Below are 15,954 nucleotides of genomic sequence, written 5' to 3'. Positions count from 1 at the left end.
CCCTGTGGCCGTTCCTGTTCGCGCTCCATCGCGCCCCAGCACTTCGGAAGCTACCGCAGCCCACTGACAACGGCTCCTCGAGTACGAAAAAGCCCAGCTCAGACCAGTTGTTTCACGGACATGAGCAGATGCCGGTGACCGGCCGCAGCGCCGGTGCCGCCGAGCAGCGCCCGCTGGCCGCCGCCCAGCAGCTCCAGCCGCAGCTCGGGGCCCTCGAAGGAGTTCAGCGCGTCGAGCAGATAGGCCGGGTTGAAGGCCACGGTGACCTCCTCGGCCCCGTGCAGTACGGCCGGCAGCCGCTGTGCCGCCACGTCGTCGCCGTACCCGGCCCGCACCAGCAGCGCGCCCTCGGCGGCCGAGAAGTCCAGCCGGACCGGGCTGCTTGCCTCGGCGACCACCGCGACCCGTCGTACGGCCTCCGTCAGCGCCGCGCAGTCCACCTCGGCGACCGCCGCGTCCGGCAGCGCGAACAGCGACCCGTACCCGGGCAGCCGCCCCTCCAGCCGCCGCAGCACCGTCCGGGTGCCCCCGCCCGCGAAGCCGACCACGCCCCCGCCGGCCGTCTGTGCCGGATCCAGGCCGATCCGCACGGTCCCGCAGCGGGCCAGCGACCGCGCGGTCTCCAGCAGCCGCCGCGCGGGCAGCAACACCTCCACCGGCTCCCCAACCGCCCCCGTCCCACCGGCCGCCCCCGCCTCCGGCTTCCACTCCAGCCGGCGTACCGCGTAGCGGTAGCGGTCGGATGCCGACAGGGTCAGTTGCTCGCCGTCGAAGCGCAGTTGGATCCCGGTGAGGACCGGCAGCGTGTCGTCGCGGCCCGCTGCCACAGCCACCTGACCGACGGCCGTCGCGAACGCCTCCGCGTCCACCCCGCCGTACGCCGGTGGCGTCTCGGGCAGGGCCGGATACTCCTCGTACGGCAGCGTCGACAGCCCGAACCGGGTGCCGCCCGCCTCCAGGCCGAACCGGGTGCCCTCCAGCGCGCAGTTCACCGGGCCCTCGGGCACCACCCGGCAGATGTCCAGCAGTCTGCGCCCGAGCACCAGCACCCGGCCCTCCGCCGTCACCTCGGCGTCGGCCTCCACCCGGACCGCGGTCTCGAAGTCGAAGCCGGACACCGTCAGCCGCCCGGCCTCCGCGGTCAGCAGCAACCCGCCCAGCACGGGCACCGGCGTCCGCGCGGGCAGCGCACGTGCCGCCCGCCCCACCGCCTCCGCCAGCTCCCCGCGCGCGATCCGGAACTCCATACGACAATCCCCCTGCCCGACGGACCAGTTGTTCCGGGGACGCTATCCGCGCCCACTGACAACGGCCCCTGAGCAGGGGGTTCGTCAAAAGCTAGTGCGCCGCGACCGGCTCCCGGCGGGCCGCCACCCGGGCCGCCCGGGTGCCGGCGACGGTGATCGTGACGACGCCGACGACCGCCAGCAGCCCCACCCCGACCGTGCCGCTCCAGCCGTCCGCGTGGAAGGCCATCGCGCCGACCGTGCTGCCGACGCTGGAGCCGATGTAGTACATCGACTGGTAGAGCGCCGCGGCCTGCGCACGCCCGTGCGTGGCCGTCTTGCTGACCGCCGAGGACGCCACCGCGTGCCCCGCGAAGAAGCCCGCCGTGATCAGCACCAGGCCCAGCAGCACCAGCGGCAGCGCGGGCGCCAGCGACAGCAGCAGACCGGCCGCCGTCGTACCGCCCGCCAGGTACAGCGCGCCCCGGCGCCCGAGGCGGCCCACCAGCCGGCCGGCCGTGGACGCGGACACCGTACCCACCAGGTAGACCAGGAAGATCGAGCCGATGATGCCCTGCGGCAGCCCGAACGGTGCCTCCGTCAGCCGGTAGCCGATCACCGTGTACACGCCGCCGAACACCGTCATGAACAGCGCGCCGATCGCGTACAGGCGCCGCAGCAGCGGGTTGGCGAGGTGGTCGCGGACCGTGCCGAGCAGGACGCGGGGCCGCAGCGAGCCCGTCGTGAAGTGCCGCGGCGTCGGCAGCAGCAGCCGGAAGGCGATCGCGCACGCCACGGCAATCGCGCCGATCACCGCGACGGCGACCCGCCAGCCCCACTCCTGGGCCACCCAGCCGGTGATCACCCGGCCGCTCATGCCGCCGACGCTGTTGCCCGCGACGAACAGCCCGATCGCCGTGACCAGCGCCTTCGGCCGGACCTCCTCGGCCAGATACGCCGTCGCCGAGGCCGGCAGACCGGCCAGCGCCGCGCCCTGCACCGCCCGCAGCACCACCAGCACACCGAGCGACGGCGCGAACGGCACCAGCAGGCCGACGGTGACCGCGACGGCCAGCGAGGCCGTCATCACCGTACGGCGGCCGAAGCGCTCCGACAGGGCGCTCATCGGCAGCACGAACAGCGCCAGTCCGCCGGTCGCGGCCGCCACGGTCCAGCTCGCCTCGCTCGGCGCGACCCCGAACTCCCCGGAGATCAGCGGCAGCAGGGCCTGCGTGGAGTACAGGAGCGCGAAGGTGGCGACTCCGGCGAGGAAGAGGGCGAGGCTCATCCGGCGGTAGCCGGGCCCGCCCGGAGTCATCCGGGAGTCGGAGCCGGTGGTGTCGGAGGCGGGGACGGGCGAGGCGGCGCCCACGGCGGTGGACGCCCCGGTACTGGCGGGAGACATGCCTCGACGGTATGTACGGCCCCTCTCATGCGTCCAATGCATGGATTGGCCATAATCGTTCCCATGGCGCATCAGCACAGCCCACAGGCTCGCCTGTCATCGAACAGTGACACAGAAGACATGACTGAGATGTCGAAGGTGCTCGCTCCCCGCCTCGCCTACTTCGCCGGCGTGGCCCGCACCGAGCACGTGACCAGGGCCGCTCACGAGCTGAACGTCCCCCAGTCCACCCTCTCCCGCGCGATGGTCCGCCTGGAGCAGGACCTGGGTGTGGACCTCTTCGCCCGCCACGGCCGCACGGTCTCCCTGACGCCCGCCGGCCGCACCTTCCTGACCTCGGTCGAACGCGCCCTCGCCGAGGTCGAGCGGGCCGCCGAGGAGGTCCGCGCCGACGCCGACCCGGCCACCGGCAAGGTCGCCTTCGGCTTCCTGCACACCATGGGCGCCGAGACCGTACCCGGCCTCCTGCACGCCTTCCGCGCCGACCACCCGCGCATCCGCTTCAGCCTCGTCCAGAACTACGGCGAGGCCATGCTGGAGCGCCTCCGCGCGGGCGAACTGGACCTGTGCCTGACCTCCCCGGTCCCGGACGCCCCCGACCTGGTCGCCCGCCGCCTGGACGAACAGAAACTCCGCCTGGTCGTCCCCGCCGACCACCCCCTGGCCACCCGCAGGCGCATCCGCCTGGCCGAGGCGGCCGAGGAAACCTTCGTCACCCTGGAACCCGGCTACGGCCTGCGCCGCATCACCGACGACCTCTGCCGAGAGGCAGGCTTCCGCCCGAGGGTCGCCTTCGAGGGCGAGGAGGCGGAGACCCTTCGGGGTTTGGTGGCGGCCGGGCTGGGGGTCGCCCTCCTGCCCCCGCCGACGGTCCCGAGACCAGGGGTGGTGGAACTGACGGTCACGGCTCCCAGGGCGGCCAGGGAGATCGGCGTCGCCTGGCTGGCAGACCGCCCGGACACACCCCCGGTGGCGGCCTTCAAGAAGTTCCTGCTTTCCAGAAGGGGCAGCCTGCTTCCCTGACCCCCACCCCCTACCGCTTCAACGACCGGCCGAACCCCACAGCCAACGGCATCCTCAGTCCAATGGGCGGCGGAGCAGCAAGCGCATCCTCAACAGGTCTGGACACGTGATGCCCGAACAACGCCCCGAGCATGAAGTCAACGGCCAGGCACCCCACCTCATCCCGATGCCCACCCAATCCGTGTCCATCCGAATGCACTTCGAACCGGCACACCTCCCGATTCACCTTCTTCGCCCGCGCGGCGAACCGGAACGACAGCTCGGGATCGGTCCGTTGGTCATTCGTGCCGTGCACGATCAGCACCCGCCGTCCCACCAGCTGCTTCACCGGCTCGGCAGGCGCGGCCACATCGTCCTCGGGCAGCCAAGGGGCCAGCGCCACAACGGAGTTGACCGCCTCGTGCCCACCCGCCCGCAGCGCCGCCCGGCCGCCCATGTCCACCCCGACCAGGCACACGGGAACATCCCCGTACCGTCGTACGACCTCGTCGGCGGCCCACTCGGCGTCCACCGCCAGATGCGCCTCGCTGCCGTTCCACCCGCGGTAGCGGTACCGCACGGTGTGTACGGCCAGCCCCTCGGCCCGGCCCGCGCGAACGAACCGCCGGCCCAGCGAGCGCAGCGCGACCGCCGCCCGTACGGGGGACGGCCGACGGGCGGACATCTCCTCCCCGCCGGGGAGCAGCAGCACCGCTCCGCTCACCGCCGTCGGCTCCGGGCCGACTGCCTTTCCCAGCCTGGCCGTTCGGACCGGCGTCGCTTGCTGTCCCATGACAGAACAGTGTCAGAAGGGGCGGTGTACGAAACCCGTACGTGCGGTCACCGTTGCGTATCGACGGAAAAGTGCCGTCAGGTGCGGGTGGTTCTACGCGCGTAGGCGTTACAGTGCGGAAATGACGAGCCAGACTGCACCAACCGGAGCCGTTCCGACGTCGGACCAGATCCGCCGGGCGCCCAAGGTTCTGCTGCACGATCATCTCGACGGCGGGCTCCGCCCGGGCACCGTCGTCGCACTCGCCCGGGAGACCGGGTACGCGGACCTTCCCGAGACCGACCCGGACAAGCTGGGCATCTGGTTCCAGGAAGCCGCCGACTCCGGCTCGCTGGAACGGTATCTGGAGACCTTCCGGCACACCGTCGGCGTGATGCAGACCCGTGAGGCGCTGGTCCGGGTCGCGCGGGAGTGCGCCGAGGACCTCGCCGAGGACGGAGTCGTCTACGCCGAGGTGCGGTACGCGCCCGAGCAGCACCTGGAGCGGGGGCTCACCCTGGAGCAGGTGGTCGAGGCCGTCAACGAGGGGTTCCGGCAGGGCGAGCGGCTCGCCCGGGAGAACGGCCACCGGATCCGGGTCGGCGCCCTGCTGACCGCCATGCGGCACGCGGCCCGCTCCCTGGAGATCGCCGAACTCGCCAACCGGCACCGGGACTCCGGCGTGGTCGGCTTCGACATCGCCGGTGCGGAGGCGGGCTACCCGCCCACCCGGCACCTGGACGCCTTCGAGTACCTCAAGCGTGAGAACAACCACTTCACGATCCATGCCGGCGAGGCCTTCGGGCTGCCGTCCATCTGGCAGGCGCTGCAGTGGTGCGGCGCCGACCGGCTCGGGCACGGGGTGCGGATCATCGACGACATCGAGGTCCGCGAGGACGGCTCGGTGCGGCTCGGCCGACTGGCGTCGTACGTCCGGGACAAGCGGATCCCGCTGGAGCTGTGCCCCAGCTCCAACCTCCAGACCGGGGCCGCGCCCTCGTATGCCGAGCATCCGATCGGGCTGCTGCGCCGACTGCACTTCCGGGTCACGGTGAACACCGACAACCGGCTGATGTCGCACACCAGCATGAGCCGGGAATTCGAGCATCTTGTCGACGTATTCGGTTACACGCTCGACGATCTCCAATGGTTCTCCGTCAATGCGATGAAATCAGCGTTCATTCCTTTCGATGAACGACTCGCCATGATCAATGACGTCGTCAAGCCCGGATATGCAGAGCTGAAATCCGAATGGCTGTTCCAGCAGACGGCCTCTACCAGCGGTTCTGTCGATTCGACGGGCTGACCGCACCCCACACCCCGGAACGGAATGCGGACACGCTTTCACACACCGTCCGCATTTCGGTGTTTGCGGCGGGTGGTCCGGCATGTTTACGGTCGTGGACCGCTCAGATCGTTTGTGATCTCCGTCTCCGCATTCAAGGACGCAATTCACCATGAAGCAGTCTGCTGCCAAGACCCTCGGTGTCGCCGCCCTCGGTGCCGCCTTCGCCGCCGCCGGCGCGGGCGCGGCCAACGCGGCCCCGGCCCTCCCCGACGCCGGCCAGGCCACGCAGGCCCTCAGCTCCGTCACCCAGGTGCTGCCGGGTACCACCGAGGCGCTGACCCAGGGGCAGGGTGCCGTGGGTACCGCGACGGCCGCCGCGACGCCGGCCGTCCGGGGCGCGCTCGCCAAGGGCCCGACCGCCCCGGTCGCCGGGCTCCTCGGCGGACTGCCGACGGGCAACACGGGCCTGCCCACGCACGGCCTGCCGGTGAACGGGCTCCCGATCGGCTGACGCGGAGGCCGACGCCGACTGTCGTACGACGCCACTGGGGCGCCCCGGAGTTGGTCCGGGGCGCCCCAGCGGCCTTCGTGCGCAGGGGGGCGGGCGGCCTCACCGGGGTTCACCAGGCGGTGCGCGACCTCTCCTCGGACGGCATCAGGATCCACAGCGCTATGTAGAGCAGGAACTGCGGGCCCGGCAGCAGGCAGGACAGCAGGAAGATCACCCGCATCGTCGTCGCCGAGGTGCCGAAGCGCCGGGCCAGTCCGGCGCACACGCCGCCGATCATGCGGCCGTGGGTGGGGCGGGCAAGGGCGGACATGGCGACTCCTCCGTGGTTGTCGATGCGCTGTCTTCAGCTGTCTTCGACGATACGGAGACGAAGCGGACGAAGCGTCACTCTACGGAGCGATTCCGACCCTGGGAATCGTCGGGGTACGACCCTGAGCCAGCTCCCCATGCACGCTCACGGGCCGTTCGGTTCCCGCGGCACCGTCCTCGCGCGCGTCCCGGCGCCGCAGCCAGGCCCGTCCCGCCGGTACGACGGCCACGTGGGCCAGCACGACACCCGCGGTGTTCAGCAACAGCGAGTCGATGTCCACGACCCGGCCGGGCACGCCGGTCTGGAGCAGTGCGATGCCGAGGGAGATCAGGGCGCCCGCCGCGGCCGTACGGATCAGCGAGGCGAGCCGGGAGACCGTGAGCCTGCCGTGCACCGCCGGCAGCAGCACGCCCAGCGGGGCGAGCAGGGCCAGACCCTCCCCGATGCGCCGGGCGGCCTCCCGCGCACCGAGCGCCAGGTCGGCGCGGATACCGGCCAGGGGGTGCACATTGGGCGGTGTCACCCAGGGGACGTCCAGAGGACGCAGCGTCAGCCAGGCGACGAGGGCGAGGTGGGCGACGAGGAGGACGCCTCCTGTCACCCGGATGCGGATCGTGGCACTGCCGCCGAAAGGGCCTTGACGCTGCACGACCCCCTAGACGCAGCGCCGGGTACGAACGGTTCCGCGCCGAGGCGACTAGGACCGCGCCGGCACCTCGCTCGACGGCGGTTCCGTGTTGCCCGGGCGGTTGCGGACATCGTCCGTGCAGGCGTAGCGGCGGGGGGTGCCCGGGGTCGGGCCGGCCAGGATGACCGAGCCGTCGCCCTCCGTCGCCGCCGAGTCGGAGAGGGTGCACACCAGCTGGGCCAGGGCGTAGGACGTCAGGCGCGACGGGGGTGTGTTCAGGCGGAGGGTGTCCTCCGGGTCCTTCGGGGCGGGGCCGGAGACGTTCAGGCCGCCGGGGACGTACGTCGTGTAGCCCGCGGAGCGTTCGGCGGACGACGGCGACGCGGCCAGCTGGTCCAGCAGGCCCTGGGCCACGATCACCCGGCGCCGGGCGTCCGGGGTGCCGTCGGGGACGCGTACCGTCCGGTCGACCGTCACCAGGGACGCCCCGCAGAGCAGGAAGACCTGCACGGGTACGCCCTGCGAGGACTGCGTGGCCAGGTCCGGGCCGGCCAGCGAGCAGGGCACCCGGGACGGCGCCGCCCCGAAGTCGGTCGGCACCTCCGTGGCCCGGATGCCGCAGCCGGACAGCAGCAGACCCAGGAGGGGCAGCGCCAGCAGGCGTCGTACGGTCATGACCCCTCCTTTCCTGATCCTGAACTGTCCGTGTCGTTCTCGTCGTTCGTATGGTCGCTGCCGGCCTTGGTGCCCCTCTCGCCCTCGTCCGGCTCCTCCGTCAGCCGTGAGGCGTCCCGTGGCAGCCGCAGGGTGAACACCGCGCCGCCGTCGGGCGAGTTGGCGGCGGTGATCTCGCCGCCGTGGATATGGGCGTTCTCCATGGCGATGGACAGGCCCAGTCCGCTGCCCTCGGAGCGCGGCCGGGAGGCGCTCGCCTTGTAGAAGCGGTCGAAGACGTGGGGGAGGACGTCCTCCGGGATGCCCCGCCCGTGGTCGCGGACCGCGATGACCACCTCGGCGCCGTCCTCGTCAGCCTCCCGTACCGACACCCGCACCGGCGACCCGCCGTGCTTGAGCGCGTTGCCGATCAGGTTGGCGAGTATGACGTCCAGGCGGCGCGGGTCGAGGCGGGCGTGGATGCCGCGATCGGCGTCCAGCTCGACCGCGTCGAGCCAGGCGCGGGCGTCGATGCAGGCGGTGATCTGGTCGGCGACGTCGACGTCGTCCAGGACCAGCCGGGCGGTGCCCGCGTCGAAGCGGGTGACCTCCATCAGGTTCTCGACCAGGTCGTTCAGGCGCCGTGTCTCGCTGACCACCAGCCGGACCGCCGGCTCGATCATCGGGTCGATGCTGCCCGACTCCGCCTCCAGCTCCTCCTCCAGGATCTCCGTCACGGCGGTGATGGCGGTGAGCGGCGTACGCAGCTCATGGCTCATGTCGGCGACGAAGCGGCGCGAGGCCTCGTCCCGGGCGGCCATCTCCGAGACCCGCTGCTCCAGCGCCTCGGCCGCGTTGTTGAACGTCCGGGACAGATCGGCGAGTTCGTCCGTGCCCGACACCCGCAGCCGGGTGTCCAGCTTGCCCTCGCCCAGCCGCGCCGCGGCGACCCCGAGCCGGTGCACCGGCTTCAGTACGGTCGTGGCGGCGGCCTGCGCGAGCAGCGCGGCGCCGATCAGCGCGAGTCCCGTGGCGATGCCCAGCGACCAGGCCAGCGAGTTGAGGTCCTTGGCCTCCGGCTCCAGCGACTTCGCCATGTAGCCGGTCGGACCGCCGCCGATCACCTTCGTACCGGCCACCAGATACGGCGTGCCGTGGCTCACGACCCGCTGCCAGTACAGGTGGTACGGCTCCTTGTTGGCGTCGGTCACCTTCTGCTGCTTGTTCACCGCCGCGCGCAGCGACCTGGGCACGTCCTCCAGTGAGAAGCCGTTGATCCCGCCCGAGTTGCCGTACACCGTCTTGCCACTGGCGTCCTGGCCGACCAGCAGCACGCTGAAGCTCTGGCTGCTGGTCGCCATCTGCCCGGCGGTGCGCTGGAGTTGGTTCTGGGTGGGGTGCGAGGGCAGCGCGCCCGCGCGGTTCTGCATCTCCTGCCGGAAGTCGCGCAGCACCGCGTCCTGGGCACGGGTGAGCACCGCCTCCCGGTTCAGCCAGTACGCGATGCCGGACGCCGACACGGCGGCCGTCAGGGCCACCAGCCCGAAGACGACGACCAGCCGTAGCCGGAGACTGGTGAACCTGAGCCGCGCCAGACTCTTCGTACGCCCCGCGGCCCAGCCGCGCAGCCCCCCTTGCTCGTCCGTCACTGAGGCGCGTCCAGGCGGTAGCCGACACCACGGACGGTACGGATCAGCGTCGGGGACGACGGCACGTCCTCGACCTTGGCGCGCAGCCGCTGCACACACGCGTCCACGAGCCGCGAGTCACCGAGATAGTCGTGCTCCCACACCAGCCGCAGCAGCTGCTGGCGGGACAGCGCCTGACCGGGCCGCCGGCTCAGCTCCAGCAGCAGCCGCAGCTCGGTCGGGGTCAGCTGGAGATCCTCGCCGTTCTTCGTCACGGTCATCGCCGACCGGTCGATGACGACGTTGCCGAAGGTCGCCGAGTCGCTGGACTCGCGCTCCCCGCGCCGCAGCACGGCCCGGATCCGGGCGTCCAGCACCCGGCCCTGGACGGGCTTGACGACGTAGTCGTCGGCGCCGGACTCCAGCCCGACCACCACATCGATGTCATCACTGCGCGCGGTGAGCAGAATGATCGGCAGCTGGTCGGTGCGCCGGATCCGGCGGCACACCTCGAAGCCGTCGATGCCGGGCAGCATCACGTCCAGCACGATCAGGTCGGGCCGCTGCTCGCGCAACAGCTTCAGACCGTCCTCACCGCTGGCAGCGGTCGCCACCCGGTGGCCCTGGCGCGTCAGTGAGAGCTCCAGGGCCGTGCGGATGGCGTCGTCGTCCTCGATCAGCAACAGGGAAGGCACGGGCTCATTCTGGCCCATGGACCGCCCGTCCTCCCACCTGCCCGCACCAGCCCTTCCCTACTGCTGCCGACTGTGCACGTCCTGTGACGATCCTGGGCCGGACCCCTGTGACAGGTCTGTGACAGTCGGCGGACATGGCCATGAAGTGCCCCCGGCAGTCTTTTGGTCACGGGCCGGACGGGCAGCCGGAACCGGCCCGGCAGGACCGAACCACCGGAAGTCCACGACGGGGAGCGCGAGATGAACACGCTGCACAGCATCAGCACCAGCGCAGTGGTCACGCGTCTGCACGACGTCCACGGGCACCGGTCCGGTTCCGAGAAGTCCGGTGCCGTGAGCGGGCGGGGGTGCGCTCGCGGCACCGGGCGTCAGCACCCGGCGTACATGTCGGTGGTCGACGCACACACGGGGGACGGCGTCACGGGGCCCGCGGCGGCAGCCGCCATGGGCGCTGTCGGGGGAGCCGCGTACAGGGAGGACTCGGGGGAGCAGCGCCGTTCCCTGACGGAGGCGGAGTTCACCGCCTACGTCCAGGAGCGCCGCGCCTCCCTGTACGCCACCGCCTACCACCTGACCGGCGACCGCTTCGAGGCCGAGGACCTGCTGCAGAGCGCGCTGTTCTCGACGTACAAGGCGTGGGACCGGATCAGCGACAAGGCGGCCGTCGGCGGCTACCTCCGCCGCACCATGACCAACCTGCACATCAGCGCCTGGCGGCGCCGCAAGCTCAACGAGTACCCGACCGAGGAACTGCCGGAGACGCCCTCCGACACGGACGCGATGCGCGGCACCGAACTGCGCGCGGTCCTGTGGCAGGCGCTGGCCCGGCTCCCCGAACTCCAGCGCACCATGCTGGTCCTGCGCTACTACGAGGGCCGTACGGACCCGGAGATCGCGGAGATCCTCGACATCAGTGTCGGCACGGTGAAGTCCAGCATCTGGCGCTCGCTGCGCCGGCTGCGCGAGGACGAGGTCCTCAGCTTCGGCCGTGACGAGGAGAACGCCTTCGGCGAGCTGGTCGCCTGAGGGTAGAGGGGGGCCACTGGGGGGTGGCCCGAGGGGGACACGGGGGAAAACGGGGGAGCAGGAAAGGCGGGACTGGAAGGCCGGGGGGCCCTTCCAGTCCCGTTTCTGCTTCCGTACGACTCCTACGCCGCCGTCTGCTGCGTCTGCCGTCCCGCCGCAGCAGCGGCCAGCCGCCCCAGCGCCTCGTCGCGGTCACACGGATACGCGCCCAGCGACACCTGGCGGGAGACGATCGACCGCTCCGCGCGCATCAGCCGCCAGCCGCGGCGCAGCAGGAACGGCACCGACTTGCGGCCCTCCTTCAGGTCCCGCACGAAACGGCGCCGGAAGGTGGTGACCGGGCCGCGGCTCAGGCACAGCGCGTCGGCGAGCAGGCCCAGTTCCCGGCAGCGCTTGACGATCTCCGCCGCGAAGATGCCCTCGGCGATGAACAGCGGGGTACGGCCGATGTGCAGCGTCTCCTCGCCGGTACGGGCGCTCAGCGCGATGTCGTACACCGGCACCGGCGTCGACCCCGTGGCGCACAGCCGGCCGATGGCCTCGATCGCGACGTCCGCGTCCCAGGACTCCGGATGGTCCCAGTCGATGTCCGAACTCCCCGCCACCAGCGGCAGGGTCGGGTCGTCACCCTCCTTGTAGAAGTCGTCGAGACGCAGCACGGGAAGCCCGGAACGGGCGGCGACGAGTGACTTGCCCGAGCCCGAGGGGCCGCACAGCAGCACGACACGGGCGGGGACCGGAGGATGAATGCTCACGAAACACCAGTTTGACGCATGGGGGGCCGCCTGCCGACCCCGCGGGTCGGCTTTTGAGCGTGACTCCCGCCTCAACTACCCTACGTACCGACACCATTACCCTGCGCACCAGAAGGTGGCACCAGCGATGGCCCGACAGACCTCCCCTCAGCACCCCGTCGCGCAGCGCGCCCTGATCGCCCTCGCGACCGCCGGAGCGGCCCTGGGTGCGGGCACGGCGACGGCACACGCGGACGCCGCCGCCCCCCTCCTGCAGGTGCCGTGGCGCCCGACCTCGCTGGGCAGGATCGACCCCGAGGCGGGCCTGACGGTCCTGACGGGCACGGTCGGCTACGTCACCGGCCCGGTGGCCGGCCTCAAGCCCAACCCGCTGGCGGGCACGGGGGTCGACCCGCTGGACAACGGGGTGGGGACGCAGGTGTCCGACTTCAAGCCCGTCGCTTCACAGATGCTGACGGCACCGGTGACGGGGGCACGGTCGCTGGGGGCGGTGCCGGGGGTGGGGCAGGTTTTGGGGGTGCTGGGTCACTGAAGGCGCCCCAAAGGGGCGCGGGGCTGTATCGATGTGCGGCTCCGCCGCGTGGGCGCGATCAACCAGGCACGACCCGCACCCGGCAGACCACAGCAGTTCCCCGCGCCCCCTCCGTCAGTAAGACGAACCGGACGCGCCCAACGACCCCGTCGGATGCCACACCGTCTTCGTCTCCAGGAACGCCGTCATCCGCTCGATCCCGGGCGTCTCGAAGTAATCCACAGCCTGTGGACGGAGAACGCGCTTGAGATTGTCGGCCGCCGAAATCTCCAGCTCCTTCGCGAGAACCTCGTCCGCCCCCGCGAGGTCGATCGCGTTGACGTCCTGGTGCGCGGCCAGCGGGGCCGCCAGTTCCGCCGTACGGCCGGACAGGACGTTGACGACACCGCCCGGGACGTCGGAGGTGGCCAGGACCTCGCCCAGGGAGAGGGCGGGGAGCGGGGACTTCTCGCTGGCGATGACGACCGCCGTGTTGCCGGTGGCGATCACCGGGGCCACGACCGACACCAGGCCCAGGAACGACGACTCCTGCGGGGCCACGACAGCCACCACACCCGTCGGCTCCGGCGAGGAGAGGTTGAAGAACGGCCCCGCCACGGGGTTCGCGCCGCCGATCACCTGGGCGATCTTGTCGGTCCACCCGGCGTACCAGACCCAGCGGTCGATGGTCGCGTCCACGACCGCCGCCGCCTTCGACTTGGACAGGCCCTCCGCGTCGGCGACCTCGCGCACGAACTGCTCGCGGCGACCCTCCAGCATCTCCGCGACCCGGTACAGCACCTGACCGCGGTTGTACGCCGTCGCGCCGGACCAGCCGCCGAACGCCTTGCGCGCGGCCACGACCGCGTCCCGGGCGTCCTTCCGGCTGGACTGCGGAGCGTTGGCCAGCCAGTTGCCCTTCGAGTCCGTCACCTCGTACACCCGGCCGCTCTCGGAACGCGGGAACTTCCCGCCGACGTACAGCTTGTAGGTCTTGAAGACAGAAAGTCGCTCAGACATCGAGGTACGCCTCCAGGCCGTGGCGGCCGCCCTCGCGGCCGAAGCCCGACTCCTTGTAGCCGCCGAACGGCGAGGTCGGGTCGAACTTGTTGAACGTGTTGGACCAGATCACGCCCGCGCGGAGCTTGCTCGCCACCGCCAGGATCCGCGAGCCCTTCTCGGTCCAGATCCCCGCCGAGAGGCCGTACTGCGTGTTGTTCGCCTTGGCGACCGCCTCGTCCGGGGTACGGAAGGTGAGGACGGACAGCACCGGGCCGAAGATCTCGTCACGGGCGATGGTGTGCGCCTGGGTGACGTTCGTGAAGAGCGTCGGAGCGAACCAGTAGCCGCTCTCCGGGAGTTCACAGGCCGGGGACCAGCGCTCGGCGCCCTCCGCCTCGCCCTGCTCGGCCAGCGAGGTGATCCGGGCGAGCTGCTCGGCGGAGTTGATCGCACCGATGTCGGTGTTCTTGTCCAGCGGGTCGCCGAGGCGGAGGGTGGAGAGCCTGCGCTTCAGGGAGTCGAGCAGCTCGTCCTGGATCGACTCCTGGACGAGGAGGCGGCTACCGGCGCAGCAGACCTGACCCTGGTTGAAGAAGATGCCGGTCACGATGCCCTCGACGGCCTGGTCGATCGGGGCGTCGTCGAAGACGATGTTCGCGCCCTTGCCGCCCAGTTCGAGGGTGAGCTTCTTCCGCGTACCCGCGACCGTACGGGCGATCGCCTTGCCGACCGCCGTGGAGCCGGTGAAGGCGACCTTGTTGACGTCCGGGTGCGCGACGAGGGCCGCGCCCGTGTCGCCGTAGCCCGGAAGGATGTTGACGACACCCTTGGGCAGGCCGGCCTGACGGCAGATGTCCGCGAAGAAGAGAGCGGACAGGGGGGTGGTCTCCGCGGGCTTGAGGACGACCGTGTTGCCGGTCGCCAGCGCCGGGGCGATCTTCCACGCCAGCATCAGCAGCGGGAAGTTCCACGGGATGACCTGGCCGGCCACGCCGAGGGGCTGCGGGTTCGCGCCGAAGCCTGCGTGGTCGAGCTTGTCGGCCCAGCCCGCGTAGTAGAAGAAGTGGGCCGCGACCAGGGGGAGGTCGGCGTCCCGCGTCTCCTTGATCGGCTTGCCGTTGTCCAGCGTCTCCAGGACGGCCAGCTCACGGCTGCGCTCCTGGATGATCCGGGCGATGCGGAACAGGTACTTGGCGCGCTCGGAGCCCGGCAGCGCCGACCACTTCTCGAACGCCTTGCGGGCGGCCTTCACGGCCCGGTCCACGTCCGCCTCGCCGGCCTGGGCGACCTCGGAGAGGACCTCTTCTGTGCTGGGGCTGACGGTCTTGAAGACCTTGCCGTCGGCCGCCTCGGTGAACTCGCCGTCGATGAACAGACCGTAGGAGGGGGCGATGTCGACGACCGAGCGGGACTCGGGCGCGGGCGCGTACTCGAATGCGGATGCCATGGTGATCAGTCCACCGTCACGTAGTCGGGGCCGGAGTAGCGGCCGGTGGCCAGCTTCTGACGCTGCATCAGCAGGTCGTTCAGGAGCGAGGAGGCGCCGAAGCGGAACCAGTGGTTGTCCAGCCAGTCCTCGCCCGCGGTCTCGTTCACCAGGACCAGGAACTTGATGGCGTCCTTGGTGGTGCGGATGCCGCCGGCCGGCTTCACGCCGACCTGGACGCCGGTCTGCGTACGGAAGTCCCGTACGGCCTCCAGCATCAGGAGCGTGTTGGCGGGGGTCGCGTTGACGGCGACCTTGCCCGTCGAGGTCTTGATGAAGTCGGCGCCCGCGAGCATGCCGAGCCAGGAGGCGCGGCGGATGTTGTCGTACGTCGACAGCTCGCCGGTCTCGAAGATGACCTTCAGCCGGGCGGCGTCGCCGCAGACCTGCTTCACGGCGACGATCTCGTCGTACACCTTCAGGTACTTGCCGGCGAGGAACGCGCCCCGGTCGATGACCATGTCGATCTCGTCGGCGCCGGCGGCGACGGCGTCACGCACGTCGGCCAGCTTCACGTCGAGGGCGGCGCGGCCGGCCGGGAAGGCGGTGGCGACGGAGGCGACCTTGACGGCCGGAGCTCCGCCGGCGGCAATGATCGTCTCCTTGGCGACGGCCACCATGTCGGGGTAGACGCAGACGGCTGCCGTGGTCGGGGTCGTCCGGTCCGTCGGGTCGGGATGGACCGCCTTGGCGCCGAGCGCCCGGACCTTGCCCGGGGTGTCCGCGCCTTCCAGCGTCGTCAGGTCGACCATCGAGATGGCGAGGTCGATGGCGTACGCCTTCGCGGTGGTCTTGATGGAACGGGTGCCGAGAGACGCGGCGCGCGCCTCCAGGCCGACCGCGTCGACGCCGGGCAGCCCGTGCAGGAAGCGGCGCAGCGTGCTGTCGGACGCGGTGACGTCGGCGAGCGCGTGTGCTGTGGGTGCGGTAGAGGGCATGGTCACCAGACGAGCATATCTACGCGCGTAGCGAATGTATAGCCCTGGGGCTCGTCCCCCTGCTCATCTCTCCTCCGGGGGTCACGGATGAGCAGCGATGCCGGGGCACGTGGGCCA

The 15,954-nt window shown here is 71.2% G+C and carries 17 protein-coding genes; 5 read left to right on the top strand and 12 right to left on the bottom strand.

The window, feature by feature from the left end; all coding sequences use genetic code 11:
- Positions 1-98: 98 nt before the first annotated feature.
- Both dnaN and ACH47Z_RS16145 read right to left on the bottom strand, forming a co-directional pair.
- Entirely contained in the window at positions 99-1,247 is a 1,149-nt protein-coding gene (dnaN, locus tag ACH47Z_RS16150) for a DNA polymerase III subunit beta (RefSeq protein ID WP_399073893.1), read from the bottom strand.
- A gap of 91 nt (positions 1,248-1,338) precedes the next feature.
- Entirely contained in the window at positions 1,339-2,631 is a 1,293-nt protein-coding gene (locus ACH47Z_RS16145; protein WP_399073891.1) for an MFS transporter, read from the bottom strand.
- 63 nt (positions 2,632-2,694) lie between these two features.
- Between ACH47Z_RS16145 and ACH47Z_RS16140 the strand changes: the two genes are divergently transcribed.
- Positions 2,695-3,654 carry a LysR substrate-binding domain-containing protein gene (locus tag ACH47Z_RS16140; RefSeq protein ID WP_399073889.1) on the top strand — a complete coding sequence of 320 codons (960 nt, stop codon included), beginning with the start codon at positions 2,695-2,697 and terminating at the stop codon, positions 3,652-3,654.
- A gap of 10 nt (positions 3,655-3,664) precedes the next feature.
- On the opposite strand, the gene ACH47Z_RS16135 is transcribed toward ACH47Z_RS16140, so the two are convergent.
- Entirely contained in the window at positions 3,665-4,426 is a 762-nt protein-coding gene (locus ACH47Z_RS16135) for an alpha/beta hydrolase (RefSeq protein ID WP_399073887.1), read from the bottom strand.
- A gap of 121 nt (positions 4,427-4,547) precedes the next feature.
- Between ACH47Z_RS16135 and ACH47Z_RS16130 the strand changes: the two genes are divergently transcribed.
- A complete protein-coding gene (locus ACH47Z_RS16130; protein ID WP_399073885.1) occupies positions 4,548-5,711 on the top strand; it encodes an adenosine deaminase in 1,164 nt (387 codons plus the stop codon).
- Between the two features lie 151 nt (positions 5,712-5,862).
- Entirely contained in the window at positions 5,863-6,204 is a 342-nt protein-coding gene (locus ACH47Z_RS16125; RefSeq protein ID WP_399073883.1) for an ATP-binding protein, read from the top strand.
- 109 nt (positions 6,205-6,313) lie between these two features.
- Here the strand turns inward: ACH47Z_RS16125 and ACH47Z_RS16120 are convergent, their stop codons facing one another.
- The 5 genes from ACH47Z_RS16120 to afsQ1 all read right to left on the bottom strand — a co-directional run bounded on the left by ACH47Z_RS16120 (position 6,314) and on the right by afsQ1 (position 10,119).
- Entirely contained in the window at positions 6,314-6,514 is a 201-nt protein-coding gene (locus tag ACH47Z_RS16120; RefSeq protein ID WP_399073881.1) for a PspC domain-containing protein, read from the bottom strand.
- 79 nt (positions 6,515-6,593) lie between these two features.
- Positions 6,594-7,163 carry a VanZ family protein gene (locus ACH47Z_RS16115; protein WP_399073879.1) on the bottom strand — a complete coding sequence of 190 codons (570 nt, stop codon included), beginning with the start codon at positions 7,161-7,163 and terminating at the stop codon, positions 6,594-6,596.
- A 48-nt stretch (positions 7,164-7,211) separates the two neighbouring features.
- Positions 7,212-7,817 carry a hypothetical protein gene (locus tag ACH47Z_RS16110; protein ID WP_399073877.1) on the bottom strand — a complete coding sequence of 202 codons (606 nt, stop codon included), beginning with the start codon at positions 7,815-7,817 and terminating at the stop codon, positions 7,212-7,214.
- Positions 7,814-9,445: an ATP-binding protein gene (locus ACH47Z_RS16105; protein WP_399073875.1), complete on the bottom strand. Its 1,632-nt coding sequence runs from the start codon at positions 9,443-9,445 to the stop codon at positions 7,814-7,816. Before ACH47Z_RS16105 ends, ACH47Z_RS16110 begins: the two co-directional genes overlap by 4 nt.
- Positions 9,442-10,119 (bottom strand): two-component system response regulator AfsQ1, encoded by a 678-nt coding sequence (gene afsQ1, locus ACH47Z_RS16100; protein ID WP_026248263.1) that lies wholly within the window; start codon positions 10,117-10,119, stop codon positions 9,442-9,444. Before afsQ1 ends, ACH47Z_RS16105 begins: the two co-directional genes overlap by 4 nt.
- Positions 10,120-10,359: 240 nt before the next feature.
- On the opposite strand from afsQ1, the gene ACH47Z_RS16095 reads away from it, so the two are divergent.
- On the top strand, positions 10,360-11,145 hold the full coding sequence (locus tag ACH47Z_RS16095; protein WP_399073873.1) for a SigE family RNA polymerase sigma factor: 786 nt from the start codon (positions 10,360-10,362) through the stop codon (positions 11,143-11,145).
- Positions 11,146-11,267: 122 nt separating this feature from the next.
- Here the strand turns inward: ACH47Z_RS16095 and ACH47Z_RS16090 are convergent, their stop codons facing one another.
- Positions 11,268-11,867 (bottom strand): uridine kinase, encoded by a 600-nt coding sequence (locus ACH47Z_RS16090; protein ID WP_399074228.1) that lies wholly within the window; start codon positions 11,865-11,867, stop codon positions 11,268-11,270.
- Positions 11,868-12,027: 160 nt separating this feature from the next.
- Here ACH47Z_RS16090 and ACH47Z_RS16085 point away from each other — a divergent pair, with 160 nt between their 5' ends.
- Positions 12,028-12,432, top strand: coding sequence for a hypothetical protein (locus ACH47Z_RS16085; protein WP_399073872.1), 405 nt, complete (start codon positions 12,028-12,030; stop codon positions 12,430-12,432).
- A 114-nt stretch (positions 12,433-12,546) separates the two neighbouring features.
- On the opposite strand, the gene ACH47Z_RS16080 is transcribed toward ACH47Z_RS16085, so the two are convergent.
- The 3 genes from ACH47Z_RS16080 to deoC are packed head-to-tail and all read right to left on the bottom strand — an operon-like array spanning position 12,547 to position 15,837.
- Entirely contained in the window at positions 12,547-13,431 is an 885-nt protein-coding gene (locus tag ACH47Z_RS16080; RefSeq protein WP_399073871.1) for an aldehyde dehydrogenase family protein, read from the bottom strand.
- Positions 13,424-14,860, bottom strand: a complete 1,437-nt coding sequence (locus ACH47Z_RS16075; protein WP_399073870.1) for an aldehyde dehydrogenase family protein — start codon at positions 14,858-14,860, stop codon at positions 13,424-13,426. The genes ACH47Z_RS16080 and ACH47Z_RS16075 overlap by 8 nt, the downstream gene beginning before the upstream one ends.
- Before the next feature lie 5 nt (positions 14,861-14,865).
- Positions 14,866-15,837, bottom strand: coding sequence for a deoxyribose-phosphate aldolase (deoC, locus tag ACH47Z_RS16070; RefSeq protein ID WP_399074226.1), 972 nt, complete (start codon positions 15,835-15,837; stop codon positions 14,866-14,868).
- Positions 15,838-15,954: the final 117 nt, after the last annotated feature.

The organism is Streptomyces sp. NPDC020192, assembly GCF_044388685.1.
Taxonomy (GTDB): domain Bacteria; phylum Actinomycetota; class Actinomycetes; order Streptomycetales; family Streptomycetaceae; genus Streptomyces.
The sequence above is the reverse complement of the archived record's forward strand: the minus strand, read 5'-3'. Positions and strand labels throughout refer to the sequence as shown.